The following is a 24530-nucleotide window of genomic DNA, read 5'->3' as shown; positions in this document are numbered from 1 at the left end:
ACGGAGCCCCCGCGCTGCGAGGATGGCCCGATGACCGACGCCGACCCCCGCACCCCCGGCACGCTCGTGCTCGCGGCGACCCCGATCGGCGACCCGCGCGACGCGGCTCCGCGGCTGGGTGAGGAGCTCGCGGGCGCTGACGTCGTCGCCGCGGAGGACACCCGCCGCCTGCGCCGGCTGCTCGGCGAGCTCGGCGTCGAGCCCCGCGGACGGGTCGTCAGCTATCACGAGCACAACGAGGCCGCGCGCACGCCCGACCTCGTCGAGCGGCTGCGCGCCGGCGAGCGCGTCGTCGTCGTCACGGACGCCGGTATGCCGTCGGTGTCGGACCCGGGCTACCGCCTGGTGACCGCCGCGGTCGAGGCCGGGGTGCGGGTGACCTGTGTGCCGGGGCCGAGCGCGGTGCTGATGGCCCTCGCGGTCTCGGGTCTGCCGGTCGACCGCTTCTGCTTCGAGGGCTTCCTGCCGCGCAAGTCGGGGGAGCGTGCCCGCGGGCTCGCCCAGCTCGCCGACGAGCGGCGCACGATGGTCTTCTTCGAGGCCCCCCACCGCATCGACGCCACGCTCGAGGCGATGGCGCAGGCCTTCGGGGCCGACCGGCCCGCGGCGGTCTGCCGCGAGCTGACCAAGACGTATGAGGAGGTGCGCCGCGGCGGACTGGCCGAGCTCGCCACCTGGGCGGCCGAGGGGGTCAGGGGTGAGATCACCGTCGTGGTCGCGGGTGCGACGCCGCGCGAGCGCACGGTCGAGGAGGTGCTGCCCGACATCACCCGCAGGGTCGCCGCCGGCGAGCGGCTCAAGGACGTCTGTGCCGACCTGGCGGTCGCGACCGGGCTGTCGAAGAAGGCGCTCTATGACGCGGCGGTCGTGCGGACGGGATCGCGTCGGGCCGCAGCGGCGTCGGCCACCGTGCGCCCGAGCGCCGACGCGAGGTCGTCGAGCGTGAAGGGCTTGCTGATGTAGCCGTCCATGCCCGCCGCCAGGAACCGCTCGCGGTCACCGTCGAGGGCGTTCGCCGTGAGGGCGACGATGCGGGGCGGGGCGCTCAGGTGCTCGTGGATCAGCCGCGTCGCCTCGAGACCGTCGGTCCCCGGCATGTGCACGTCCATGAGCACGACGTCGTAGGCCCCGGCCAGGGTGAGCTCGAAGGCCTCCCGGCCGTCGACGGCGACGTCGGGGTCGATGCCGAGCTGGCGCAGCATGGCCATCGCGACCAGCCGGTTGACCGGGTCGTCCTCGGCGAGCAGGACACGCAGCTCGGCGTCGAGACCGTGGGGTGTCGTGACCGGGTCGACGGGGACGGCGGGTGTGACGGCGCACTCCCCGACGGGCACCGAGAAGGTGAAGGTCGACCCGACCCCGGGCTCCGACGTGACGCCGAGCTCGCCCCCCATCTGCGCCGCGACGTGGGTGCAGATGGCCAGGCCGAGCCCGGTCCCACCGTAGGTGCGGCTGGTGGACGCATCGCCCTGTGAGAAGGGCTCGAAGATGCGCTGGAGACGATCGGCGGGGATGCCGATGCCCGTGTCGCGCACCGCGAGGGTGAGGAAGCCGGAGCGCTCCCCCTCGCGGTCGGGCCGGAACGACACCTCGAGGGAGACCTCGCCCGACGGGGTGAAGCGCAGGCCGTTGCCCACGAGGTTGATCAGCACCTGCCGCAGACGGTTGCCGTCGGTGCGGACGAGGGCGGGCACCCCGGGAGCGACGGTGTGCGAGAGCGTGAGGCCCCGCTGCGTCGCGGACGGACGCAGCATCTGCTCGACGTCCTCGAGGATCGAGACGACCTCGAGCGGGGTCGGGGCGAGCTCGACCTTGCCCGCGTCGAGGGCCGAGAAGTCGAGGATGTCGTTGAGCAGGGACAGCAGCAGCCGGCCGGAGTGGTTGGCGGTCGCGGCATACGTGCGCTGCTCGGCCTCCAGGGGCGTGCCGAGCAGCAGCTCGGTCAGGCCCAGTACCGCGTTGAGGGGGGTGCGGATCTCGTGGCTCATGGTCGCGAGGAAGCTGGCCTTGGCCCGGGCGGTCTCCTCCGCCACCTCCTTGGCGTCGCGCAGGGCGTCGGCGGCCGCGCGGCGGGTGGTGATGTCGCTCTGCACGGCGACGAAGCCGTCGACCCGCCCGGCGTCGTTGCGGATCGGACGGACCTCGAGCTGGACCCAGTAGGAGGCGCCACCCTTGGTGTAGTTGAGGATCTCGCAGGAGAAGCCCTCCCGGGCCGCCAGTCGGTCGCGGACGAGCTCGATGGTCCGCGGGTCGGTGTCGGGGCCGTGGAGCAGCTGCCCGGGGACGGTGCCGACGATGTCGGCGGTCTCCCACCCGGTGTGCCGGATGAAGGCCTCGTTGACCCACTCGGCCCGGCCGTCGGCGGCCATGATCGTCACGAGGTTGTCGATCGTCTGCAGGGCGACCGACTGACGTTGCAGGGTCGAGCGGGCGAGGTCGAGGTCGGCCGTGGCCCGGCGCCTCTCGGCGCCGGCCCGCTGCAGGACCCGCACCATCCCCGCGACCAGCACCACGAAGGACAGCAGCGTGGTCAGGAGCCCGAGCAGGAGCCAGCGCGTGCCCGAGACGATCTGCGCCGTCGCCTGGTTGGCGTCCTCGGCCTCGATCTTGCGGCGGATCTCGGCGTCGGCCACGAGCGTGTTGTAGCCCTGCTCGAGCTGCGCGATCTGCATGATCACCTGCTGCCGTGCGGCGGCGGTCGGCCGAGGCGTCGCCATCACGCGCCGCACGGCGGGCTCGACCGTGCCCTGCCAGGTGCCGGCGAGCGACCGCGAGCGCGACAGCAGCGACCCGTCTCCGAGCACCCTGCCCTGGTAGCTCAGCGTGCCCTCCTCCACCCGCTGGGCCGTGAGGGACCGGTGCAGTTCGAGGTCGGCGGTCGTGGGGCGGTCGGCGGCCAGCGAGATCTCGAGCCGCAGCAGCTCGCGCTGCGCCTGGCCCAAGGTGCGCACGTTGCCGTCGACGGCCGCCTGGGTGATCTGCACGTTGGAGCTGAGGGCGATGGTCGAGCGGGTCACGAGCACGCTGAGGAGCACGGTGAGGACCAGAAGGAACACCGCCGGGACCAGCAGGGAGGCCAGGGTGCCCCACCGCAGTCGGCCGACCGTCTCGCGCGCTTGCCAGATCGACACGTGCCCCTGCCTACTCGACCACGATGCTGGTGAGCTGCCAGATCCAGCGCGGGTCGTAGACGGTGGAATCGAGGTCGGTGCCGTCGGTGGGGTAGATCACGCGCACCGGTCCGTAGTGGTCCACCGGCATCCGGGCGCCGTCGACCCGGGTGGCCAGCAGCACGGGGTAGGCGGAGGCGTCCGAGACCGGGATGTCGACCGCGAAGTCGTTGACCGCGAGCGTGTGCAGCGTGGTCGCGCTGCCGGCCCCGACGGCGGAGAGCAGCCGGCGCAGCAGCACCCCCCGGAAGGTCGCGCGCCGCCCTTCGGCCTGCTTGTCCATGGTCGAGTACTCCACGAGGCCCAGCTGCTCCAGCCCCGCCAGGTCGAGCCGCACCGGGCCCTTCACGCCAGCGCCCAGGCGGCCGCTGATGGTGAGCACGACGGGCCCGGTGGGGACCGGCAGCGACTGGGTCCTCGTGAGCGACGACGCGGTGACCACCCGGTAGCCGGTGTCGCCGGCCGGGGGCGGGAGGGCCGTGCCGTCGCCCGGCGCCGTCCCGCACCCCGCGAGGCTGGTGAGGACAGCCACGACGGAGAGCAGGACGGCGATGCGCGCGGCCGCTGGGGGCCGCCTGCGGGCGCTCGTGTCGTCGGTCGCCCTGATGCGCATGCACCAAGAATCCCCCGTCGACCTCAGCGGGTGGTCCGGCCAGCCTCAAGATCTGCTCAAGGCGCCCGGCGTGCGACCCTGCTGGCGTCCTTGCCTGCGTCCCGGCGGATCATGGTCACCATGACGCAGACACAGCGCCCGGTGCTCGACCCGACGACCCTCGACCGGCTCGCGGCGGAGACAGGCGGGTCGGACGTGGTGCGCCAGATCGTCGGTCTCTACCTCGACGAGATGCCGGGCCGCCTCGCCGCACTGCGGCAGGGCGTCGACGGGGAGCGCGAGACCCTCCACCGGGTCGCCCACAGCCTGCGGTCGAGCAGCGCCCTGTTGGGAACCCGTGCCCTCGAGGGGCTCTGCGGGGCCCTGGAGTCCGAGGCGATGACCTCAGCCGCCGCTGACCTCGACGAGATGGTCGTCGAGCTCGCCGACTGCGCCGACGTCACCACTCAGGCGCTGCGTGAGTGGCTGGCGCAGGTGGAATGAGCCGCCCGAGACCCGCTGGGGGGCTCAGTGCTGCGGCGTCACGACCTGCAGCGAGCTGCCGCCGCTGGGGTCGAAGCGGTAGCCCACGCCGCGGACGGTGCGGATGAAGCGCTGCGTGTTGGCGCCCTCGCTGAGCTTGCGGCGCAGGTTGCCGACGTGCACGACGATCACGTGCTCGTCGCCGTGCCACTCGGTGCCCCAGACGAGGTCCATCAGCTGGGACCGCTCGAAGGTGCGGCGGGGCTCGCTCGTGAGCAGGTCGAGGATGTCGAACTCGATCTTCGTCAGCTCGACGGACTGCCCGAGGTAGCGCACCTCGCGGGCGGCGGGGTCGACCTCGAGGCCGCTGAAGGACCGGGCGCTCGGCTGCTGCTGCGTGCGCGGCCGTCGGCGCATCGCCTTGATGCGGGCGGCGAGCTCGCGGGCCGAGAACGGCTTCGTCACGTAGTCGTCGGCGCCCACGGACAGACCGAGCACGCGGTCGAACTCGTCGTCGCGCGCGGTGACCATCACGACGTAGCAGTCGGAGAACTCACGGATGATGCGGCAGACCTCGAAGCCGTCGAGACCGGGCAGGGTCACGTCGAGCAGGATCAGCTCGGGCCTGGTCTCGCGGGCCACGCTCACCCCGCGCTCGCCGTCGGCGGCCACGGTGACCTCGAAGCCCTCCGAGACCAGCAGACGTGTCGTCAGGGCGGCGAACTCCGGGGAGTCCTCCACCACGAGCGCCCTTTGCGCAGCCATCGCCCACCTCCGTCCGAAATAGTCCTCTTCGGTAGGGTAGCGAGGTTTCCGTCCCTCGTTGAGCCAAGGAGTCTCATCCGATCGGGCAGACCTGCGCTCCGAACGGCGACCGCCCCCCCGGCGCGCTCAGGCAGGGTTAGAGCGTGACGACGCCCTCGGCGGCTCGGCCCAGCGCGGTGAGCGTCAGCTCCATGCCGGCGGCGTTGCTGACCCGCCGGTCCCCCAGGGCAGCGTCGTGGAACCTCGCGAAGCGGGGGCGGCGCTCGGTCCACTCCTCGGTGACGGTGCAGCCGGCGCCGTCGGCATCCGGCTCGAGCACGTACTCCCACCGGGCGACCTTGATCGGCCCGACCGTGACCTCGAAGGCGAAGCGACGACCGCGCTCGGCCGTCACCACCTCCCCGTAGGTGAACCAGCGCACGACCCCCTTGCGGTTCCAGCCGATGAAGCGCGCGCCGACCTCCGGACCGGTGGCGTCGCCGCGCCAGAGCACCCGCTCGGTCTCGGGCGACCACTCGCCCATGCGGGGCAGGTCGGTGACCAGGTCGTAGACCACCTCGGCGGGAGCCTCGACGTGGCGGGAGATGCGCAGGTGGGTCATGCGCAGATCCAACCAGCGGGGGCGCGCCCCGGGGGGCCGGATCGCCGCAGGCGGGCTGTGGGCTATCGCATACGGTGGATCGGTGAGTGCGCGATGAGTGACGGCCCGGGCGCGGAGACGCCGCCCCGCCTGCGCGAGCCCGCCCACCTGGTCAGCCCCCGGGCGCGGCTGATGTGGGTCACCGAGTCGGCGCTGCTCGCCCTCGTGCTGCTGGCCGGGCAGGTGGCCTGGTGGCTCCTCGACGACGGCGGCTCGCGCACGCCCCACCTGCTCGTCGGGGTGGCGTGGCTGGTGGTCGCCGGGGGCTACACGGCCGTCATGCCGCTGTGGCGCTACCGCGTGCACCGGTGGGAGACGACGCCCACCGCCGTCTACACCCAGCGCGGCTGGCTCTCGCAGGAGCGGCGGATCGCCCCGATCTCGCGCATCCAGACCGTCGACCTCTCGCGCGGCCCGCTCTCCCAGCTCTTCCGCCTCGCATCGGTGACGGTCACGACGGCGTCGGCGGCCGGGCCCCTCACCATCGAGGGGCTCGACGTCGACGACGCCCGCCGCCTCGTCGACGAGCTCACCGAGGCGACGGTCGCCGAGACCGGCGACGCGACGTGAGCGGCGAGGCTCCATACGGCAGCCCGTATGGAGAGCCGCCGGAGGAAGACGCGCTGCCCGCCGACCTGCACACGCCGTGGCGCCGCCTCGACCCCCGCATGCTGCTGGTGCACCCGGTGCAGGAGGTGATCCGGTTCCTGCCCGCGCTGGTCGGCGCGGTGATCGTCGGGCAGAGCCAGGACACCGGCGGGCAGTGGTTCGAGCTCGCGGTGCTCGCGGTCGCGGTGGGCCTCGGCGTGCTGCGGTGGGCGACGACGCGCTTCCGCATCGAGGCCGACCAGATCGAGCTGCGCAAGGGGCTCTTCACCAAGCAGCTGGTCGCGACCCCGGCCGACCGGGTGCGCACGGTCGACGTCACCGCGCCGGTCTTCCACCGGCTCCTCGGGCTGGCGAAGGTCGAGATCGGCACCGCCGGCACCTCGCGCGAGCGGCTGGTGCTCGACGCGCTGCCGCTGGCGCAGGCGCGCCGGATGCGCGAGGAGCTGATCCACCGGCGCAAGGTCGCCGCAGGGTCCGACCTGCCGGCGCCGTCGGGCGAGCCGGTCGCCGACCTGCCGCCGCCCTCGTTCTCCTCGGCATCGTCGTCCTGGCCGCGGGACGAGGAGGGGAGCGAGACGCAGCTGCTGCGCCTCGACCCGCGCTGGATGCTCTTCGCGCCGCTCACCCTCACCGGGGTCTTCTCGGCGCTCGCGATCTTCGGCTTCGCCAACCAGTTCGTGCAGCGCTACCTCGAGCGCACCAATCTCGATGGCGCCGTGAGCCGCCTCGGGCAGCACCCGATCTGGCTCGACGTCGCCGCCGGGGTGGTCGGTCTGGTGGTGCTCGTGTCGGCGCTCGCGGTCATCGGCTACGCCTTGCAGTTCTGGGGCTTCCGGCTGACCCGCCACAGCGGCGGCACCCTGCACGTCACGCGGGGTCTGCTCACGACCCGCGAGACGAGCATCGAGGAGAGGCGACTGCGCGGGGTCGAGGTCGGCCAGCCGCTGGGCCTGCGGCTGGCCGGCGGCGCGCGGCTGCAGGCCATCACCACCGGTCTGTCGCGCAAGGAGGCCGACCGGGGCAGCTCGTGGCTCTCGCCACCGGCCCCGCTGGCGGTCGTCGACGCGGTGGCCGCCGACGTCGTGGACGACCACGAGGCGCTCACGGCGGCGCTGACCCCGCACGGGCCAGCCGCGCGCCGGCGTCGGTGGACCCGTGCGCTGGTGCCCGGGCTGGTCGTCGCCGCGGCCGGCTGGGGCCTGGTGGCCTGGCTCGACCTGCCGCTGTGGCTCGGGGTCGTCGCGACCCTCCCATTGCTCGCGGTCCCCCCGCTGGCCAGGGACCGGTATGCCGGGCTCGGCCACCGGCTCTTCGCCCACCACCTCGTCGTGCAGCAGGGCACCTTCGGGCGCCGGCGCGACGTCCTGGCCCGGGACGGCGTGATCGGCTGGCGGGTGCACCAGTCGTTCTTCCAGCGGCGGGTGGGCCTGGCCCACGTGCTCGCGACCACGGCCGCGGGCAAGCAGAGCTACACCGCGTACGACGTGCCGCTCGACGACGGGGTGGCGCTCGCGGTCGCGGTCGACCCCGAGCTGCTGGCGCCGTTCCTGGTGCGGCCGGTCCCGTCGCAGGTCGCGGATGGGCCGGCCACCTAGGATCGGCCCATGAGCAAGGTCTTGTCCGCCGTCGCCTGGCCCTACGCCAACGGCCCGCGCCACATCGGTCACGTCGCCGGCTTCGGCGTGCCCTCCGACGTCTTCAGCCGCTACATGCGGATGGCCGGTCACGACGTGCTCATGGTGTCGGGCACCGACGAGCACGGCACGCCGATCCTCGTCGCCGCCGACGAGCAGGGGGTCACTGCCCGCGAGCTCGCCGACCGCTACAACCGGGTCATCGTCGAGGACCTCACGGGGCTGGGGCTGGCCTACGACCTCTTCACCCGCACGACGACCCGCAACCACTACGCCGTGGCGCAGGAGCTCTTCACCGGCGACTGGCGCAACGGCTACATGCTCGAGCAGACCGACCTGGTGGCGATCAGCCCGTCGACCGGGCGCACGCTGCCCGACCGCTACATCGAGGGCACCTGCTACATCTGCGGATACGGCCAGGCGCGCGGTGACCAGTGCGACAACTGCGGCAACCAGATCGAGCCGTCGCGGCTGGTCGAGCCGCGGTCGAAGATCAGCGGCGAGACGCCGCAGTTCCGCGAGACCCAGCACTTCTTCCTCGACCTGCCGGCGCTGGCCGGGGCCATCGCCGAGTGGCTCGACGAGCGCGAGGCCAACGGCACCTGGCGCCCGTCGGTGCTCAACTTCAGCAAGAACCTCCTCGGCGACGTGCGGCCGCGGGCGATGACACGTGACCTCGACTGGGGCATCCCGGTGCCGATCGCGGGGTGGGTCGAGCAACCCAACAAGCGCTTCTACGTGTGGTTCGACGCGGTCGTCGGCTATCTGTCGGCCTCGATCGAGTGGGCGCGGCGCAGCGGTGACCCCGAGGCCTGGCGGGCGTGGTGGAACGACCCCGACGCGCAGTCGTTCTACTTCCAGGGCAAGGACAACATCACCTTCCACACCCAGGTCTGGCCCGCCGAGCTGCTGGCCTACGCCGGCAAGGGCGACAAGGGCGGTGAGCCCGGCGTCTTCGGCGTGCTCAACCTGCCGACCGAGGTCGTCGCGTCGCAGTACCTCACGATGGGCACGGAGCAGTTCTCCAGCTCGCGCGGGCACGTCGTCCTGGTGCGCGACGTGCTGGCCGACTACGGCCCCGACCCGCTGCGCTTCTTCATCTGCGCAGCCGGGCCCGAGACGCAGGACGCCGAGTTCACCTGGGCCGCCTTCGTGCAGCGCAACAACAGCGAGCTCGTCGCCGGCTGGGGCAACCTCGTCAACCGCACCGCCACGATGATCCACAAGTCGTACGGCGAGATCCCGGCCGCCGGTCCGCTCGAGCCGGTCGACGAGGGGCTGCTCGCCGCAGTGCGCGGCGGCTTCCCTGTCGTGGGTGAGCTGCTCGAGCGGCAGCGGGTGCGCTCGGCGATCGCCGAGGTCATGCGGCTGGTGGGGGAGGCCAACGCCTACGTCAGCAAGACCGAGCCCTTCCGGCTCAAGGGCGACGACCAGCGGGAGCGCCTCGGCACCGTGCTGCACGTGCTGGCCCAGGCGGTCAGCGACCTCAACACGATGATCTCCCCCTTCCTGCCCCACTCCTCCAACGCGATCCACCGGGTGCTCGGGGGGGAAGGTGATCTCGTGCCGATGCCGCGCATCGACGAGGTCGACGACCTCGATGGGGGGCCGGGCTACCCCGTCATCACCGGCGACTACGCCTCGACCCCGGCCTGGGAGCCGCGCGGCGTCGTCGTGGGCACGCCGATCGGCAAGCCCAGCCCGGTGTTTCGCAAGTTCGACCCGCCGGGTGACCCGGCGGCGGGCGCATGAGCCCCCAGCCGGCGTCGCGCACGCCGTCGGGAGACCGTCCGCCGGCCCCCGACCGCCTGCCGATCGCGGTCGTCGACAATCACTGCCACCTCGACCTCCGGCGCGACGGCTCGCCCGAGGTCGACATCGCCGAGGCGCTGGCCCAGGCCGCCTCCGTAGGTGTCGACCGGGTCGTGCAGATCGGCTGCGAGATCGAGGCCGCACGCCTGACCATCGACCTGGTGGAGGGCCACCCGTCACTGCTCGGCGGGATCGCCTTGCACCCCAACGAGATCCCGGCCCTGGCCGCCTCGGGCGAGCTGGCCGACCAGCTCGCCGAGATCGAGCAGCTGGCCCAGCACCCGCGGGTGCGGGTGATCGGCGAGACGGGCCTCGACTACTTCCGCACGGGCGACGACGGGGTGCCTGCACAGCAGGACGCGTTCCGCTGGCACATCGACCTGGCCAAGCGCACCGGCAAGGCGCTGCAGATCCACGACCGCGACGCGCACGACGACGTGCTACGGATCCTTGCCCAGGAAGGTGTCCCCGATCGCACTGTGCTGCACTGCTTCTCGGGTGACCTCGCCATGGCGCAGCGAGCGGTGGAGATGGGGATCATGCTGTCCTTCTCGGGCACGGTGACCTTCAAGAACAGCCGGGGTCTGCGCGACGCCCTGGCCGTGACGCCGCTGGAGCACCTGCTCGTCGAGACCGACGCGCCCTATCTGACCCCGCACCCCTACCGCGGCGCGACCAACGCGTCCTACCTCGTGCCGCTGACCGTGCGCTCGATGGCGGACACGCTCACCAGCGACGTGCCGACGCTGTGCGCGGCACTGTCGGCCAACAGCGAGCGGGTCTACGGGCCCTGGGCCTGACCCGGGGGGCGTCCGACGCACCTCGCCCGCCCATCGGGCGCACCATCCGTCACTCGGGTCCCACAGGGCACACTGGTCACGCCACCGACCCGTTCTCGTTACCGAAAGTTGACCTTTCCGTGTCCTTTCGGGGACAGTGAGTGCCGAAGGCCGGTGGCGACGCCACGGGCCGGGCAGCATCACGAGCAGTGGCCACTGGGGGCGCGCCGACGACGGCGACGCCCCTCACCCATGCTCCGGCAGCCCGGAACCCGTGCCTCGTACCCGGGCAGACCCATCATCGGAGCAGTGTGATCTCTCGTCCCGTCCGCCATCTCGCCCAGCTAAGTGTCGTGGCCGCTGTGGCCGCCGGCGCCTTCAGCATCGCCCACCTCGACAAGGCCGTGGCCCTGTCGGTCGACGGGAGCACCGAGTCGGTGCACGTCATGGGCAGCACCGTCGCTGACCTGCTGAGCAAGAAGGGGATCGCGCTCGGGGCGCACGACACCGTCGTGCCGGCCGCCGACCAGCCGCTCTCCGACGGGGAGACCGTCGTCGTGCGCTACGGCCGCAAGCTCACCGTCACGCTCGACGGCACGACCCGCGACTACTGGACGACCGCGACGAGCGTCTCCGACGCCCTCGCGCAGATCGGCCTGCGCGCCGACTCGGCCGCGAAGCTGTCGGTCAGCCGCGACCTGCCGCTGGGCCGCACCGGTCTGGCCATGTCGATCACCAGCCCGCACGACGTCAGCCTCGTGCTCAACGGCAAGAAGGTCGCCAAGACCACGACCGCCGCCACCGTCGCCGACCTGCTCGCCGCCTCGGGGATCAAGCTCGGTTCGACCGACCAGGTCAAGCCCGCCGCCTCCACGCCGGTGACCGACGGTCTGTCGGTCACCGTCTACCGCGTGTCGAGCAAGGGTGCGACCAGCGTCGAGAGCATCGCGTTCGCCACGACCCGGAAGAACGACCCGTCCCTGACGGTCGGCACGACGAAGACCACCACCTCCGGTGCGGTCGGCGAGCGCACGATCGTCTGGAAGGAGATCTGGATCGACGGCAAGCTGGCCAAGCGCCTGCAGGTCACCTCGTCGGTCACCAAGGCTCCGGTCTCGGCGGTCGTCGCCGTCGGCACCAAGCCCGCCCCGGTCGTCGTCGCCGCCCCCCGGGTCGCCGCTCCCCGCGCCCCGAGCGCGCCCGCCGCCCCCGCGCCCTCCGCCGGCCCGGTCTCCGGCGCCGGTCTCAACCTCGCCAACTCCGCGATGTGGGACCGCATCGCGGCCTGCGAGTCGGGCGGCAACTGGCACATCAACACGGGCAACGGCTACTACGGCGGCCTGCAGTTCGACATCGGGTCGTGGCTGGCCAACGGGGGCGCCGACTTCTCCTCCCGCGCCGACCTCGCCTCCCGCGAGCAGCAGATCACCGTGGCCAACCGCTACTTCGCCCGGGCCGGCCTCGGCCCGTGGGGCTGCGCCCACGCCGCCTGACGTCGTACGGGCTCTAGGGTCGGGGCATGTCTGACGACCTGCTGCCGGCCGCACCGGCCCTCCTGAGCGCGTCTGCGGTGCGTGAGCTGGCCACCCGGCTCGGCATCCGCCCCACCAAGCAGTGGGGTCAGAACTTCGTCGTCGACGCCAACACCGTGCGCCGCATCGTGCGGCTCGCGGGCGTCGGCGCCGACGACGTCGTGGTCGAGGTGGGCCCCGGGCTGGGCTCGCTGACGCTGGCGCTCCTGCCCCAGGTGCGCGCCGTGGTCGCCGTCGAGATCGACCCCACGCTGGCGGGCGCGCTGGCGGGCACGGTCGAGGCGCTCCAGCCGCGAAGCTCCGACCGCCTGACCGTCGTGCACGCCGACGCGATGGCGGTCACCTCGCTCGAGCCGGCCCCGACGGCGCTGGTGGCCAACCTGCCCTACAACGTGTCGGTCCCGGTCGTGCTCTCCTTCCTCGAGCGGTTTCCGAGCATCGACCGGGTGCTGGTCATGGTGCAGCTCGAGGTGGCCGATCGGCTCGCTGCACCTCCGGGCAGCAAGACCTACGGAGTGCCCAGCCTCAAGGCCGCCTGGTGGTCGTCGGTGCGGCTGGCGGGCACCGTGCCCCGCAGCGTCTTCTGGCCGGTGCCCAACGTCGACTCGGGGCTGGTCTCGCTGGTGCGGCGCGAGCCGCCCGTGACGAGCGCTCCACGGGCCGAGGTCTTCGCGGCCGTCGACGCGGCCTTCGCGCAGCGCCGCAAGACCCTGCGCGCCGCCCTCGCCGGGTGGGCCGGCTCGGCCGAGCGGGCCGAGGCCGCCCTGCGCTCGGCCGGCATCGACCCGCGCACCCGGGGCGAGCAGCTCGACATCACCGCCTTCGCCGCGCTGGCGGCCGCGCGGCGTGACCTGCCGGCGCCCGGTTAGGGTGGCGCAGTGACCTCAGCCCTCTCGGTGGACTCCTCCGTGACCGTCCGCGTCCCGGCCAAGGTCAACCTCGAGCTGGGCGTCGGCCCGCGCCGCGCTGACGGGTACCACGGCCTGTCAACCGTCTTCATGGCCGTCGGGCTGCACGACGAGGTCACGGCCACCCCGTCCGACCAGTGGCAGGTCGAGGTCACCGGCCCGTATGCCGCGAAGGTCCCCACCGATGCCACCAACCTCGCGCTCCGGGCCGCCCGTTCCCTGGCCGCAGCGGTCGGGGTCGACGAGCCGCTGGCGCTGCGCATCCACAAGGAGATCCCGGTCGCCGGCGGGATGGCGGGCGGCTCGGCCGACGCTGCCGCCGCCCTGCTGGCCTGCGACCAGCTCTGGGCGTCGGGCTTGTCGCGCGACGAGCTGGCCACGCTGGCGGCCTCGATCGGGAGCGACGTCCCCTTCTGCCTCAGCGGCGGCATCGCCATCGGCTCGGGCCGCGGCGAGCAGCTGGCCCCGGTGCTCGCGACGGGCACCTTCTACTGGGTGTTCGCCGTCAGCGACGTCGGCCTGTCGACCCCCGAGGTCTACGCCGAGTGCGACCGGCTGCGCGGGTCGTCGTCGGTCCCCGAGCCCGAGCCGTCCGCCGACATGATGACCGCGCTGCGCTCAGGTGACCCCGAGGCCCTCGGTCGTGCTCTCACCAACGACCTGCAGGACGCCGCCTTCTCGCTCCAGCCCGCGCTGCGTGACGTCGTCGACGCGGGTCTGGAGTACGGCGCCCTCGGCGGCATCGTGTCGGGCTCCGGGCCGACGATCGCCTTCCTCACCGGGTCGACCGAGCTGGCCCTCGACCTGTGCGTCTCGCTCGCCGCCTCGGGTGTCGCGGGCGAGGTCCGGCGGGCCAAGGCCCCGGTCCAGGGGGCGCACGTCGTCACCGGACCCGGCCGGCTCTGACGGGGCGGCGGACCACACCATGGCCAACCTCGTCTCGCTCGAGCGAGCCACCGTCGTCTTCGGCACCACCACCGTCCTCGACGGCGTCTCCACCGGAGTCAACACCGGCCAGCGCATCGGCGTGGTCGGTCGCAACGGCGGCGGCAAGTCCACCCTCCTGCGCGTGATCGCGGGTGAGCAGCCGCTCGAGGAGGGCCGGATCACCCGCGGGGGGACGGTCACCGTCGGCATGCTGAGCCAGGTCGACGTGCTCGACCCGACGCACACGGTGCGGCAGGCCGTGCTCGGCGACCTGCCCGAGCACGTGTGGGCGGGCGACTCGCGCATCCGTGACGTGCTCACCGGGCTGCTCGGCGGCATCGACGCCCCGGGCATCGGTGGCCTCGAGGCCGTCATCGGGCCGATGTCCGGCGGCGAGCGTCGACGGCTGGCGCTGGCCAAGCTGCTGGTCTCCGACCCCGACGTGCTGCTGCTCGACGAGCCGACCAACCACCTCGACGTCGAGGGCGTCGCCTGGCTCGCCCGGCACCTGACGACAGCGCGCACCCGGCCCGACTCGGCGCTCGTCGCGATCACCCACGACCGCTGGTTCCTCGACGCGGTGGCCACGCTGACGTGGGAGGTGGGCGACGGTGAGGTGAGCGCCTTCGAGGGCGGCTACGCCGCCTACGTGCTGGCGAAGGCCGAGCGCGAGCGGATGGCGAAGGTCACCGCCGAGCGCCGCGACAACCTCCTCCGCAAGGAGCTCGCGTGGCTACGGCGCGGGCCGCCGGCGCGCACGAGCAAGCCGCAGTTCCGCATCGACGCGGCCAACGCCCTCATCGAGGACGAGCCACCCGCGCGCGACGACGTGTCGCTGGTGCGCTTCGCGACGACCCGGCTCGGCAAGGACGTCGTCGACCTCGAGGACGCGACGGTCGACCTCGGCGGTCGGCGCGTGCTCGACCGCGTCACCTGGCGGCTCGCGCCGGGCGAGCGCGTCGGCATCGTCGGGGTCAACGGCGCCGGCAAGTCGACACTGCTGCGCACCATCACCGGCGACCTCGCCCTGACCTCGGGCAAGCGCAAGGCCGGCAAGACCATCGTCGTCGCGTTCCTCACCCAGGAGGTCCGCGAGCTCGAGAAGTTCGAGGACTGGCGGGTCATCGACGCGATCGAGGACGTCAAGAGCTACACGATGCTCGGCGACAAGGAGGTCAGTGCGAGCCAGCTGGCCAAGCGCCTCGGCTTCAGCGGCGGGCGCCAGCAGACCCGGGTCAGCGACCTCTCCGGTGGCGAGCGGCGGCGGCTGCAGCTGCTGCGGCTGCTCATGAGCGAGCCCAACGTGCTCATCCTCGACGAGCCGACCAACGACCTCGACATCGAGACGCTCCAGTCGCTCGAGGACGTGCTCGACGGCTGGGCCGGCACCCTGCTCGTCGTCTCGCACGACCGCTACCTGCTGGAGCGGGTCGCCGACCGGCAGGTCGCGCTGCTCGGCGACGGCAAGGTGCGCCAGCTGCCCGGAGGGGTCGAGGAGTACCTCCGGCTCCGCGCGGCGGCCCCCGTGTGGAGAGGCGTCGCCGACGCCGACGGCAACACCGTGAGCCGGGACGGGGCTCCCGCGCCGACGGCGGCACCGGCCGCGCCGGCGAGCGGCGCGTCGGCGGTCGAGGTGCGGGCCGCGCGCAAGGAGCTCGCCCGCCTCGAGCGTCAGCTGGGCAAGCTCGCCGACCGCGAGGCCAGGCTGCACACCCAGATGGCCGACGCGTCGTCGAACGGTGACCACACCCGTCTCACCGAGCTCGCTCGCACCCAGACCGAGGTGCACGGTGAGCGCGAGGAGCTCGAGCTGGCCTGGCTGGAGCTGGCCGAGACCGTCGACTGACCCGACCCTCCACACCGACGTGTTGCGGTGAGCGCCTCGTTTTGGCGGTGCTTTGTCCGGGTTGTCCGGCGCTCAGCGCAACAGGTGGAGTCGAATAGGGCCCGGGTCCCTCAGGTGGGGGGCTGCGGGGCGAGGCCCAGGGCGGCACGACCGGTCGCGTTGAGGTCCTCCGGCGCGAAGCGGTCGGGCCACTCGCGCTCGTAGTCCTCCTGCGGGAAGTCGCCCGGGCTGGAGCCGGAGAGGAACGCGTCGCGGACCGACGCGGCATACGCCTCGTTGCGGGGGCACCAGGGCGCGGCTGGGATGTACATCACGTTGCCCCAGCCCTGCTGGTCGGCGACCGGCGCGACGGAGTGCACCATGTCGCAGTGCCACCAGACGGAGTCGCCGGCACGCACGTCGGGGATGCCGCTGAGGGCTTCGAGCAGCAGCGGGTGCCACCGTTCGCTCACCGGGAAGGTCTGGTTGGTCGTCACGCCACACATGTCGTCGTCGGGCACGTCCGACAGCAGGGGGCGCAGCAGCAGGTAGGCCATCGCCTCGGGGATGGGCACGGTGTGCAGCACCCCCTGGTCGTGGTCCATGTCGGACAGGGCGGTCCAGCCCTGGAAGGTGCGGAAGGCCGAGCACATCGTCGTCCCGGGATACTGCGGACCCGCTGTGCGGTGAGCCGCGTCCCAGGGGTCGTAGTCCTCCACCGTGCCGTCGAAGAGGTGGTGGAAGGCCTGCTGGTAGGCCCGGGTCATCCACAGGTCGAGGGTGCCCGGGTCGCAGTGGGCGCCGAGACCGGCGGAGTCGGCGCCCGGGGGGCGGCGGCGGATGCGGTCGGGGTAGAGCGAGTCGTTCTCGGGGTCGAACCACTGCGTGCCCTCGGACTCGTGGCGCCACTGCGCGTTGAGGAAGGCCTGCACGGTGGCCATCCGCTCCGACTGGCGGGCCCCCATCTGAGCGGGCGACCAGTAGATCGGGTAGATCTCGGGCTTCGAGCCGACGCTGGCGAAGAAGTCGTCGCCCGGGCCGGTGTAGGCCTCGAAGAAGCGGTTGCCCTCGACGTAGTCCATGATGCCGGCGTCCCAGCCCCGGGCCTGCTCGTGGGGGAAGTGACCACGCACGACGAGGCAGCCGCGTCGGTGCAGGAGGTCGAGCTGCCCCGCGGTGACCGAGCCCGCCGCGATGTCGGCGTAGTCCACCACGGGCCAGACTGCTCGACCTGCAGCCCGGTCGGCGGCGATCTCGATGACCCGGGCGCGCACCCGCTCCTCGACAACCGAGAAGACCTCCTCGACGGTGCGGCCCGAGGCTGCGATGCGGGCACGGATGGCGGCCTTGACCGCGCGGATGGCGGCGGGCAGGTCGTCAGGGGTGCTCTCCCAGTGCGGGAGCGGGGTCTGCGACCGGGCGGGCGGGCTGGTCGTCGTCGTCATCGGGGTCCTCTCGGGCAAGGCCGTACAGCCTTGGTTAACACTGATTACTAAAACGGTAGCGCGGTGGAGTGTCTTTGGCAAGGACTCCTTACTAAGATGGCTCGGTGACCGCACGCCCCTCGCTCCAGCTCTTGAGGACCCTCAGCGACGAGCACGTGCTGACGGCCCTCGTCGCCCGAGGTCGTGCCACCCGGGCCGAGCTCGCGACGGCGACCGGCATCTCCAGGCCGACGGTCTCCGAGGCTGTCGCCCGACTCGAGGCAGCGGGTCTCGTCGCCGACACGGGGGAGCGCACGACCGGCCGGGGGCGGGTGGGTAGCTACTACGGACTCGGCCCTGGAGCGGGTCTCGCCCTCGTTGTCGACATCGCGCCGCAGGGGGTGACCGTCGAGGCCGTCGACGCCCTCGGTGCGGTGCGTGCGGCTGCCACGACCGCGGTGAGCGGAGGGCCGGCGGCGGCGGTGCGCCACGCCGTCCGACGGGTGGCCGCAGCCTTGGCCGCCCACGCCGCGGGTGCTTCCCTCGTCACGGCCGTGGTCAGTGCGGCCGACCCCGTCGACCGCACCACCGGTCGGCTGGTCCACCTCCCCGATGCGCCCTTCCTCGTGGGGGACCTCGACCCGGCTCGGCTGCTGCGGCGGGTGGTCGCCGGCCCCGTCGTCGTCGACAACGACGTCAACTGGGCCGCCCGGGCAGAGCTGCGACAGGGGGTGGCGCGGGGGCAGCACGACGTGTTCCACCTCTTTCTCGACGAGGGGCTCGGGTCAGCCGTGGTCAGCGACGGGGAGGTGCACCGCGGCGCCGGTGGTCTCGCCGGCGAGGTCGCTCACCTCCTCACGGTCGGACCGGGCGGGGAGGCGATGTCCTTCACCCAGGTGTTCGAGCGGCTCGGGCTGCGCCGGGCGGGCTCGACGGCCATCGACGTCGGCCGCGTCGTCGCGGGACTCGACGAGCCCGACCTGCTGGACCCCGTGGCCGACGCGGTCACGGGAGTGCTGGCTGCCGCGGTGGCCCTGCTCGACCCCTCGTGCGTGGTGCTCGGAGGTGCCTGGGGAGCCTCGGCCGCCCTCCACGCAGCGCTCCTCGCCCGGCAGGGCTCGGTCCCGCGACCAGTCGCCCTGCATCGGGCCGAGGTCGAGCAGGCCCCTCTGGTCGGCGCCCGCCTGCGGGCGGTCGACGCCCTGCTCGAGCGGTTGGTGACGCTGGTCAGGCAGGGATGACCGCGTCACGACCGCCGCGACGGTCGGCAACCGCCTGGAGTTCCAGCAGGCCGGCTGACCGCCCCACTCCCGACCAGTCCGCTTGTTGCTTCGGATGCGCCCGTTCAGGCCTCTCGGGGCTCAAAAGGGGAAGGTCCGGCGCAGGAAGGCGACTGATGGTTGGGGCGTCGGGGTCGCCCCTCAGGCGTCGAAGGGGCTCAGTAGGCCGCGGAGGGTGCCGGCGAGACGGGACTGCTCGGCGGTGGAGAGGCCGGCAAGCAGGCCGCGCTCGCGGTCGAGGAGGTCGGAGAGGGCGGCGTCGACGACCTCGCGGCCGGTGGGCGTGAGGGCGACGATGACGCCGCGGCGGTCGTGGGGGTCGGGCCGCCGCTCGACGTAGCCGCGCACGGCCAGCCGGTCGACCCGGTTGGTCATCGTGCCCGAGGTGACGAGGGTCTGGGTGACGAGCTGCCCGGGGGAGAGCTCATAGGGCTCACCCGACCGGCGCAGAGCCGAGAGCACGTCGAACTCCCACGAGTCGAGGTCGTGCTCCGCGAATGCGGCACTGCGCGCCAGGTCGAGGTGGCGCGCCAGCCGGGAGATTCGCGACAGCACGTGCAGGGGAGTGGCGTCGAGGTCGGGCCGCTCGCGGGCCCACGCCAAGACGATCCTGTCGACCTCGTCGCCCTCTGGTGCCGCCACCCCTCGAGTATACCCAGCGTCAAGTTTCTTTGGTTCGGACTTCTTGGCGTCAAGACAATGCACGGGCACGGCCGGGCGCGGTGCTCAACGCCCGCCGAGGGTCGGCTTCTTCTCGAGGTCGCTCAGGCCGTTCCACGCCAGGTTGACCAGGTGGGCGGCCACCTCGTCCTTCTTGAAGCGCCGCGACTCCAGCCACCACTGGCTGGTGAGCGCGACCATCCCCACGAGCATCTGCGCGTAGAGCGGCGCGGTCTTCGGGTCGAGCTTGCGACTCTTGAACTCCGCCTCCAGCAGGTGCTCGACGCGGGTCGCCACATCGCTGATCAGGCTCGCGAACGACCCCCGCGACGAGCCGGTGGGCGAGTCACGCACGAGGATGCGGAAGCCGTCGGTCGAGGTGTCGACGTAGTCGAGCAGCGCCAGCGCCGCCGCCTCGAGCAGCTCGTGCGAAGTCTGCCCCGGCTGCAGCGCGTGCGAGATGCCGTCGAGCAGGGTGGTGATCTCGCGGTCGACGACGACGGCATACAGCCCCTCCTTGCCGCCGAAGTGCTCGTAGACCACCGGCTTGCTCACCCGCGCCTTGGCGGCGATCTCCTCGACCGAGGTGCCCTCGTAGCCCTTCTCGGCGAAGAGCGTGCGCCCGATGACGAGCAGCTGCTCGCGCCGCTGGGGCCCGGTCATCCGGGCCCGCGGGCCGTCGTCGGAGGCGCTGCGGGGGCTCACCCTCCCATTGTGCCGTGGCGGTGATGGGCCGCCCGACGGCGCCGGGCTACCGTCGACCGGTGAGCGAGCACTGCAGACACGGTATGGCGTGACGTCGTCGCGCCTGCGGGGCCGGGCCGCCGCCGTCCTCACGGTGGCAGGCGCCGCAGCCGGGGTCGCCGCTTGCGCGCCGCCCCCGCTGGTGATCGACCACCCGGTCGCGAGGTCGACGGGCCCGCCCCGTGTGACGACCCCGACGACCACCCGGTCGGCGACGACCAGGCGCCCGGCCCCAGCGGCGAGCGGGGCCAGACCGGCGACGGTGCCGGTCGAGGCGGCATACATCCCCTTCGGTGTGGCCCGCGAGCGGGAGACCGCGGCCTACTCGCTTCGCCACTACGGCAGCGCCACCTGGCGTCTGACCCCGACGATGATCGTGCTGCACTACACGGCGGGGACCAGCTGGCAGGGGGCCCGAGACACCTTCTCGCCCGACCTGAGCAACCTCGGTGAGCTGCCGGGCACCTGCGCCCACTTCGTCGTCGACCAGGGGGGCACTGTGCACGCCCTCCTGCCCGTGACGACCCGGTGCCGGCACACCATCGGCCTCAACGACCAGGCGATCGGCATCGAGGTGGTGCAGCCCGGCCGCGCCGACCCCCGGCAGGCCGACCACGAGATCCTTGCTCGCGCGCCGCAGCGCGAGGCGCTGCTCGCCCTGGTGCGCGACCTCATGGGGCAGTACCGCATTCCTGAGACGAGCGTCATCGGTCACGCGATGGCCAACACCGACCCGCACTTCCACGACCTCATGGGCTGGCGCAACGACCACGTCGACTGGCAGCAGCCCGACGTCCTCGCCTTCCGCGCGCTGCTCTGACGGCGCGATGTCCCGCTCGATCTCCCGCCGCACGCTCCCCGGGGATGGCATGGGATGGAATCGGACCATCGTTGCTGGTCCCGATTCCCGGATCGCGGCCGGGCGTGCACCGAACTTCTCTCGCGGCCCTTGCTGCTCCGTTCGGGCCCATGTGTGGGAGAGAGAGATCAGCCGACCTGTCGCATCCACCCTGACGCACACAGATACCCGAGCGAGGTCGCCCTCTCGCTGGCAATCACGAGCTGGGCGGTGGTCGGTCAGCCGGGTCGGCGGTAGCGAATATCGTGTAGCCGACGAGCGAGACGGCGATCCCCAGGATCCCCCAGCGCGAGGAAGTCAGGAGGACCACGACGGCCCCGGCGACACCCCCCCGCATCATCAGGGCAATCCCGAGACGCTTACTGTCAGCCACTCCCATCCACCTGAATGCGGGTAGGGCTACGCTCCAGGTGAAGTTGGGCGCCAAGACGGGAGTTCGATGAGCAAGCACAGCAGCTCCCCTGTTCCTTCGGTGACATCGCGGACCATGGTCGCTCGCGAACTCCACTGGTTTGATCCAGGGGATGGCGAGGCAGGCGACCGCGAGCCTCGCCGACCGAAACCGACGGGGCCCGGATGGAATACCGCCCTGGCTTTGCCGGCGAGTGACGGGATCGCCGATCGGGGTCTTACAGGCGATGTCGACCGGGCAAGTCATCGCTGAGCCAGCGGTCGGCGGTGAGCCTTCTCCACGTCGTGCGAAAAGATTTGCTGTTCACGGGGCGTGAGCGGATCACCGCACCTGCGGACGCTGCTCGAGTCCTTGCCACGGAGAGGGGCTGGGACGGTTGCCCCAAAATAGGACCCACCCAGTCAGACCACCCACGTCTACGGCAGAGGCTTGCTGTCGGCACCTATCTGGGGAGCGTGATCGTCGCATCCGTCCCTGGAGCCGGGTGGACCGTCTGCCCCAACGGGCACCCCGTTGTCACGGTCAGCGGTGGGCGCGTGATTGACGTCGTGGCCCTTGCGGCCAGCTGTGTTGCCTCGAGGGCCCCATCGCTGACGTCAGTCCTCGAGTCGGCTGGTCGATAGGGTCGCGCGGCTGCCTCAGCCGTGACGCCGCTGAGGGCTGTGAGCCTCTCACCTGCGGCGGAGGCTCCCCGGGATGGAATCGAACCATCGTCGCTAGTCCTGATTCAAAGTCAGGCGGGCCCTGCCAGCAGACCAACCGGGGAACGACGGTGGGCGAGCCCGACCGTCCGGGGATCAGGCTAGCCGACCGGCAGGGGGGCCAGACGGGGATAGGCTCGCCCCTCGTGAGCAACCGCCCTGCCGCCGTCATCGTCCTCGCCGCCGGCGAGGGCACCCGGATGCGGTCACGCACCACCAAGGTCCTGCACCGCATCGGGGGGCTCAGCCTCGTGGGCCACGCCCTGCGGGCCGCCCGGGCCACCGGCCCCGAGCACCTCGCCGTCGTCGTGCGCCACCAGCGCGACGCGGTCGCCGCCCACGTGGGCGAGCTCGACCCGGCCGCGCTGGTCGCGGACCAGGACGCCGTCAGGGGCACGGGCCGGGCCGCCGAGTGCGGTCTCGGCGTCCTGCCGCCCGACCTCGTGGGCACCGTCCTGGTGACCTACGGCGACGTGCCGCTGCTCGCCGCAGACACCCTCACCGCCCTGCTGGAGGCGCACACCGCGACGTCCAGCGCTGTGACCGTGCTCACCTCGGTGCTGGCGGACCCCACCGGCTACGGCCGCATCGTGCGCGACCGTGAGGGCGCCGTGACGGGGATCGTCGAGCAGAAGGACGCCACGGCGCAGCAGCGGGCGATCGCCGAGGTCAACTCGGGCATCTACGCCTTCGACGCCACCCTGCTGCGCGAGGCGCTCGCCGAGGTGACCACCGACAACGCGCAGGGCGAGAAGTACCTCACCGACGTCGTCGCCATCGCCCGACGCCGGGGCCTGCCCGTGCAGGCCCAGCCCCTCGACGACACCTGGCAGACCGAGGGGATCAACGACAAGGTGCAGCTGGCGCGGCTCGGCGCCGAGCTCAACCGTCGCACCGTCGAGCGCGCCATGCGCGAGGGCGCCATCGTCGTCGACCCGGCCTCGACCTGGATCGACGTCGACGTCACCGTCGGCGAGGACACCGTCATCCGCCCGCACACACAGCTGCTCGGCGCGACGAGCATCGGGGCCGAGTGCACCATCGGGCCGGACACGACGCTCACCGACACCGAGGTCGGCGACGGCGCCCTGGTCGAGCGCACCCAGGCCCTGCTCGCCGTGATCGGCCCACGCGCCACCGTGGGCCCGTTCTCCTACCTGCGCCCCGGGACCGTGCTCGGCGAGGGCGGCAAGATCGGCGGCTTCGTCGAGACCAAGAACGCCCGCATCGGCGCGGGCGCCAAGGTGCCCCACCTGTCGTATGCCGGTGACGTCACCATCGGTGACGGCGCCAACATCGGCGCGGGCACGATCTTCGCCAACTACGACGGCGTCGCCAAGAGCCGCACCACCGTGGGCGCCCAGGCCTTCGTCGGCAGCAACAGCGTGCTCGTGGCGCCGGTGCACATCGCCGACGGGGCCTACGTCGGGGCAGGCTCGACGATCACCGGCGACGTCGGTCCCGGCGACCTGGGCGTCGGGAGGGCGCGCCAGCGCATCCTCCCGGGCTGGGTGGCGCGCACCCGTCCCGGCACGGCCACCGCAGCCGCCGCCGAGGCGGCCGAGGCGGCGTTGGCGAAGCAGGAGCATACGCACGAGTCGTCGGGAGGCGAGCGGTCATGACCGGGATCCAGAAGACCACCCAGAAGAACCTCATGCTCTTCAGCGGTCGAGCCCACCCCCAGCTCGCGCTCTCGGTGGCGCAAGAGCTGGGCACCGACATCGTGCCCACCTCGGCCTACGACTTCGCCAACGGCGAGATCTACGTGCGCTACGAGGAGTCGGTGCGCGGCTCCGACGCCTTCGTCATCCAGAGCCACACGACGCCGATCAACGAGTGGATCATGGAGCACCTGATCATGGTCGACGCGCTCAAGCGCGCGTCGGCCAAGCGGATCACGGTCGTGCTGCCCTTCTACGGCTATGCCCGGCAGGACAAGAAGCACCGCGGCCGCGAGCCGATCTCGGCCCGACTCATGGCCGACCTGTTCAAGACTGCCGGAGCCGACCGGCTCATGGCGGTCGACCTGCACACCGCCCAGATCCAGGGCTTCTTCGACGGACCCGTCGACCACCTCATGGCACTGCCCATCCTCAGCGAGTACGTCGCCCAGCAGTACGGCGACCAGCCCCTCGCCGTGGTCTCGCCCGACGCCGGGCGCATCAAGGTCGCCGAGGACTGGTCGCACCGCCTCGGAGGTGCCCCACTCGCCTTCATCCACAAGACGCGCGACACCACCCGCCCCAACGAGACGATCGCCAACCGGGTCGTCGGTGCCGTCGCGGGCCGCGTCTGCGTGCTCGTCGACGACATGATCGACACCGCAGGCACCATCACCAAGGCCGCCGACGCCCTCATGGCCGAGGGTGCGGCGGGCGTGGTCATCGCGGCGACGCACGCGATCCTCTCGGGCCCGGCGGTCGACCGGCTCAAGAACTGCTCGGCGCTCGAGGTCATCGTCACCGACACCCTGCCCGTGCCCGCCGACCGCGACTTCGACAAGCTGACGACGCTGTCGATCGCCCCCCTGATCAGCCGCGCCATCCGCGAGGTCTTCGAGGACGGGTCGGTCACCAGCCTCTTCGACGGCAAGGCCTGAGCCCGGACGCCCGATCTGCGGGTGAGTGCTCGCCGTCCGACCCCGTGACGGGCACCCGTGTCACCACCCTCGTCATCGGCTCGGCCGCAGCCTCCAGCCTGCTGCTGACCGCGGCCCGGCCCGCCTCGGCCGAGAACCGCTCCTCGATGGACGCCGGTGGTCGCTGGGCCTGCCC

At 72.4% G+C, this 24530-nt stretch carries 22 protein-coding genes and 1 tRNA gene; 14 read left to right on the top strand and 9 right to left on the bottom strand.

Translation table 11 applies throughout. From position 1 onward, the window contains the following. Window positions 1–30: 30 nt before the first annotated feature. Entirely contained in the window at window positions 31–963 is a 933-nt protein-coding gene (gene rsmI / locus V3N99_06145; protein ID MEO3936327.1) for a 16S rRNA (cytidine(1402)-2'-O)-methyltransferase, read from the top strand. Here the strand turns inward: rsmI and V3N99_06140 are convergent. Both V3N99_06140 and V3N99_06135 read right to left on the bottom strand, forming a co-directional pair. Beyond that, the gene (locus V3N99_06140; protein MEO3936326.1) at window positions 852–3131 is read right to left on the bottom strand and encodes an ATP-binding protein; all 2280 of its coding nucleotides are present in this window, start codon (window positions 3129–3131) and stop codon (window positions 852–854) included. The genes rsmI and V3N99_06140 overlap by 112 nt on opposite strands. Window positions 3132–3141: 10 nt before the next feature. Further along, complete coding sequence (locus V3N99_06135) at window positions 3142–3783, bottom strand: molybdopterin-dependent oxidoreductase (GenBank protein ID MEO3936325.1); 642 nt, start codon at window positions 3781–3783, stop codon at window positions 3142–3144. Between the two features lie 120 nt (window positions 3784–3903). On the opposite strand from V3N99_06135, the gene V3N99_06130 reads away from it, so the two are divergent. Continuing rightward, the gene (locus V3N99_06130) at window positions 3904–4266 is read left to right on the top strand and encodes an Hpt domain-containing protein (GenBank protein MEO3936324.1); all 363 of its coding nucleotides are present in this window, start codon (window positions 3904–3906) and stop codon (window positions 4264–4266) included. Between the two features lie 24 nt (window positions 4267–4290). Here V3N99_06130 and V3N99_06125 read toward each other — a convergent pair whose 3' ends face one another. Both V3N99_06125 and V3N99_06120 read right to left on the bottom strand, forming a co-directional pair. After that, window positions 4291–5010, bottom strand: coding sequence for a response regulator transcription factor (locus V3N99_06125; protein ID MEO3936323.1), 720 nt, complete (start codon window positions 5008–5010; stop codon window positions 4291–4293). 136 nt (window positions 5011–5146) lie between these two features. After that, window positions 5147–5611, bottom strand: a complete 465-nt coding sequence (locus tag V3N99_06120) for an SRPBCC family protein (GenBank protein MEO3936322.1) — start codon at window positions 5609–5611, stop codon at window positions 5147–5149. 93 nt (window positions 5612–5704) lie between these two features. Between V3N99_06120 and V3N99_06115 the strand changes: the two genes are divergently transcribed. The 8 genes from V3N99_06115 to V3N99_06080 all read left to right on the top strand — a co-directional run bounded on the left by V3N99_06115 (window position 5705) and on the right by V3N99_06080 (window position 15697). After that, window positions 5705–6220 (top strand): PH domain-containing protein, encoded by a 516-nt coding sequence (locus V3N99_06115; protein ID MEO3936321.1) that lies wholly within the window; start codon window positions 5705–5707, stop codon window positions 6218–6220. Further along, window positions 6217–7854 carry a PH domain-containing protein gene (locus V3N99_06110; protein ID MEO3936320.1) on the top strand — a complete coding sequence of 546 codons (1638 nt, stop codon included), beginning with the start codon at window positions 6217–6219 and terminating at the stop codon, window positions 7852–7854. The genes V3N99_06115 and V3N99_06110 overlap by 4 nt, the downstream gene beginning before the upstream one ends. Before the next feature lie 9 nt (window positions 7855–7863). Further along, entirely contained in the window at window positions 7864–9645 is a 1782-nt protein-coding gene (gene metG / locus V3N99_06105; GenBank protein MEO3936319.1) for a methionine--tRNA ligase, read from the top strand. Next, a complete protein-coding gene (locus tag V3N99_06100; protein MEO3936318.1) occupies window positions 9642–10505 on the top strand; it encodes a TatD family hydrolase in 864 nt (287 codons plus the stop codon). Before metG ends, V3N99_06100 begins: the two co-directional genes overlap by 4 nt. A 332-nt stretch (window positions 10506–10837) precedes the next feature. Beyond that, window positions 10838–11977, top strand: a complete 1140-nt coding sequence (locus tag V3N99_06095; GenBank protein MEO3936317.1) for a ubiquitin-like domain-containing protein — start codon at window positions 10838–10840, stop codon at window positions 11975–11977. A 26-nt stretch (window positions 11978–12003) separates the two neighbouring features. Continuing rightward, the gene (rsmA, locus tag V3N99_06090; protein MEO3936316.1) at window positions 12004–12885 is read left to right on the top strand and encodes a 16S rRNA (adenine(1518)-N(6)/adenine(1519)-N(6))-dimethyltransferase RsmA; all 882 of its coding nucleotides are present in this window, start codon (window positions 12004–12006) and stop codon (window positions 12883–12885) included. Between the two features lie 9 nt (window positions 12886–12894). Continuing rightward, window positions 12895–13830 carry a 4-(cytidine 5'-diphospho)-2-C-methyl-D-erythritol kinase gene (locus tag V3N99_06085; GenBank protein ID MEO3936315.1) on the top strand — a complete coding sequence of 312 codons (936 nt, stop codon included), beginning with the start codon at window positions 12895–12897 and terminating at the stop codon, window positions 13828–13830. A gap of 19 nt (window positions 13831–13849) precedes the next feature. Next, the gene (locus tag V3N99_06080) at window positions 13850–15697 is read left to right on the top strand and encodes an ABC-F family ATP-binding cassette domain-containing protein (GenBank protein ID MEO3936314.1); all 1848 of its coding nucleotides are present in this window, start codon (window positions 13850–13852) and stop codon (window positions 15695–15697) included. A 110-nt stretch (window positions 15698–15807) separates the two neighbouring features. Here the strand turns inward: V3N99_06080 and V3N99_06075 are convergent, their stop codons facing one another. Then, window positions 15808–17121, bottom strand: coding sequence for a YbiU family protein (locus V3N99_06075; GenBank protein ID MEO3936313.1), 1314 nt, complete (start codon window positions 17119–17121; stop codon window positions 15808–15810). 104 nt (window positions 17122–17225) lie between these two features. Between V3N99_06075 and V3N99_06070 the strand changes: the two genes are divergently transcribed. Continuing rightward, the gene (locus V3N99_06070; GenBank protein MEO3936312.1) at window positions 17226–18341 is read left to right on the top strand and encodes an ROK family transcriptional regulator; all 1116 of its coding nucleotides are present in this window, start codon (window positions 17226–17228) and stop codon (window positions 18339–18341) included. Window positions 18342–18521: 180 nt separating this feature from the next. On the opposite strand, the gene V3N99_06065 is transcribed toward V3N99_06070, so the two are convergent. After that, entirely contained in the window at window positions 18522–19022 is a 501-nt protein-coding gene (locus V3N99_06065) for a MarR family transcriptional regulator (GenBank protein ID MEO3936311.1), read from the bottom strand. An 84-nt stretch (window positions 19023–19106) separates the two neighbouring features. After that, entirely contained in the window at window positions 19107–19703 is a 597-nt protein-coding gene (locus tag V3N99_06060) for a TetR/AcrR family transcriptional regulator (GenBank protein ID MEO3936310.1), read from the bottom strand. Window positions 19704–19833: 130 nt separating this feature from the next. Between V3N99_06060 and V3N99_06055 the strand changes: the two genes are divergently transcribed. After that, window positions 19834–20604: a peptidoglycan recognition family protein gene (locus tag V3N99_06055; GenBank protein ID MEO3936309.1), complete on the top strand. Its 771-nt coding sequence runs from the start codon at window positions 19834–19836 to the stop codon at window positions 20602–20604. Window positions 20605–20839: 235 nt separating this feature from the next. Here the strand turns inward: V3N99_06055 and V3N99_06050 are convergent, their stop codons facing one another. Together V3N99_06050 and V3N99_06045 are read right to left on the bottom strand one after the other, a co-directional pair. Further along, a complete protein-coding gene (locus V3N99_06050; protein ID MEO3936308.1) occupies window positions 20840–21016 on the bottom strand; it encodes a hypothetical protein in 177 nt (58 codons plus the stop codon). A gap of 726 nt (window positions 21017–21742) precedes the next feature. Then, window positions 21743–21821: transfer RNA gene (locus V3N99_06045), tRNA-Gln, on the bottom strand. A gap of 81 nt (window positions 21822–21902) precedes the next feature. On the opposite strand from V3N99_06045, the gene glmU reads away from it, so the two are divergent. Both glmU and V3N99_06035 read left to right on the top strand, forming a co-directional pair. Then, window positions 21903–23378, top strand: a complete 1476-nt coding sequence (glmU, locus tag V3N99_06040) for a bifunctional UDP-N-acetylglucosamine diphosphorylase/glucosamine-1-phosphate N-acetyltransferase GlmU (GenBank protein ID MEO3936307.1) — start codon at window positions 21903–21905, stop codon at window positions 23376–23378. After that, window positions 23375–24355, top strand: coding sequence for a ribose-phosphate diphosphokinase (locus V3N99_06035; GenBank protein ID MEO3936306.1), 981 nt, complete (start codon window positions 23375–23377; stop codon window positions 24353–24355). The genes glmU and V3N99_06035 overlap by 4 nt, the downstream gene beginning before the upstream one ends. Window positions 24356–24530: the final 175 nt, after the last annotated feature.

Source organism: Dermatophilaceae bacterium Soc4.6, assembly GCA_039889245.1.
Classification (GTDB): domain Bacteria; phylum Actinomycetota; class Actinomycetes; order Actinomycetales; family Dermatophilaceae; genus Lapillicoccus.
The sequence above is the reverse complement of the archived record's forward strand: the minus strand, read 5'-3'. Positions and strand labels throughout refer to the sequence as shown.

Bases quoted from the DNA above. Each gene is read 5' to 3' on its own strand.
- rsmI (MEO3936327.1), top strand. From the start codon at position 31: ATGACCGACGCCGACCCCCGCACCCCCGGCACGCTCGTGCTCGCGGCG.
- V3N99_06135 (MEO3936325.1), bottom strand. From the start codon at position 3,783: ATGCGCATCAGGGCGACCGACGACACGAGCGCCCGCAGGCGGCCCCCA.
- V3N99_06130 (MEO3936324.1), top strand. From the start codon at position 3,904: ATGACGCAGACACAGCGCCCGGTGCTCGACCCGACGACCCTCGACCGG.
- V3N99_06125 (MEO3936323.1), bottom strand. From the start codon at position 5,010: ATGGCTGCGCAAAGGGCGCTCGTGGTGGAGGACTCCCCGGAGTTCGCC.
- V3N99_06120 (MEO3936322.1), bottom strand. From the start codon at position 5,611: ATGACCCACCTGCGCATCTCCCGCCACGTCGAGGCTCCCGCCGAGGTG.
- V3N99_06115 (MEO3936321.1), top strand. From the start codon at position 5,705: ATGAGTGACGGCCCGGGCGCGGAGACGCCGCCCCGCCTGCGCGAGCCC.
- metG (MEO3936319.1), top strand. From the start codon at position 7,864: ATGAGCAAGGTCTTGTCCGCCGTCGCCTGGCCCTACGCCAACGGCCCG.
- V3N99_06100 (MEO3936318.1), top strand. From the start codon at position 9,642: ATGAGCCCCCAGCCGGCGTCGCGCACGCCGTCGGGAGACCGTCCGCCG.
- rsmA (MEO3936316.1), top strand. From the start codon at position 12,004: ATGTCTGACGACCTGCTGCCGGCCGCACCGGCCCTCCTGAGCGCGTCT.
- V3N99_06080 (MEO3936314.1), top strand. From the start codon at position 13,850: ATGGCCAACCTCGTCTCGCTCGAGCGAGCCACCGTCGTCTTCGGCACC.
- V3N99_06075 (MEO3936313.1), bottom strand. From the start codon at position 17,121: ATGACGACGACGACCAGCCCGCCCGCCCGGTCGCAGACCCCGCTCCCG.
- V3N99_06060 (MEO3936310.1), bottom strand. From the start codon at position 19,703: ATGACCGGGCCCCAGCGGCGCGAGCAGCTGCTCGTCATCGGGCGCACG.
- V3N99_06035 (MEO3936306.1), top strand. From the start codon at position 23,375: ATGACCGGGATCCAGAAGACCACCCAGAAGAACCTCATGCTCTTCAGC.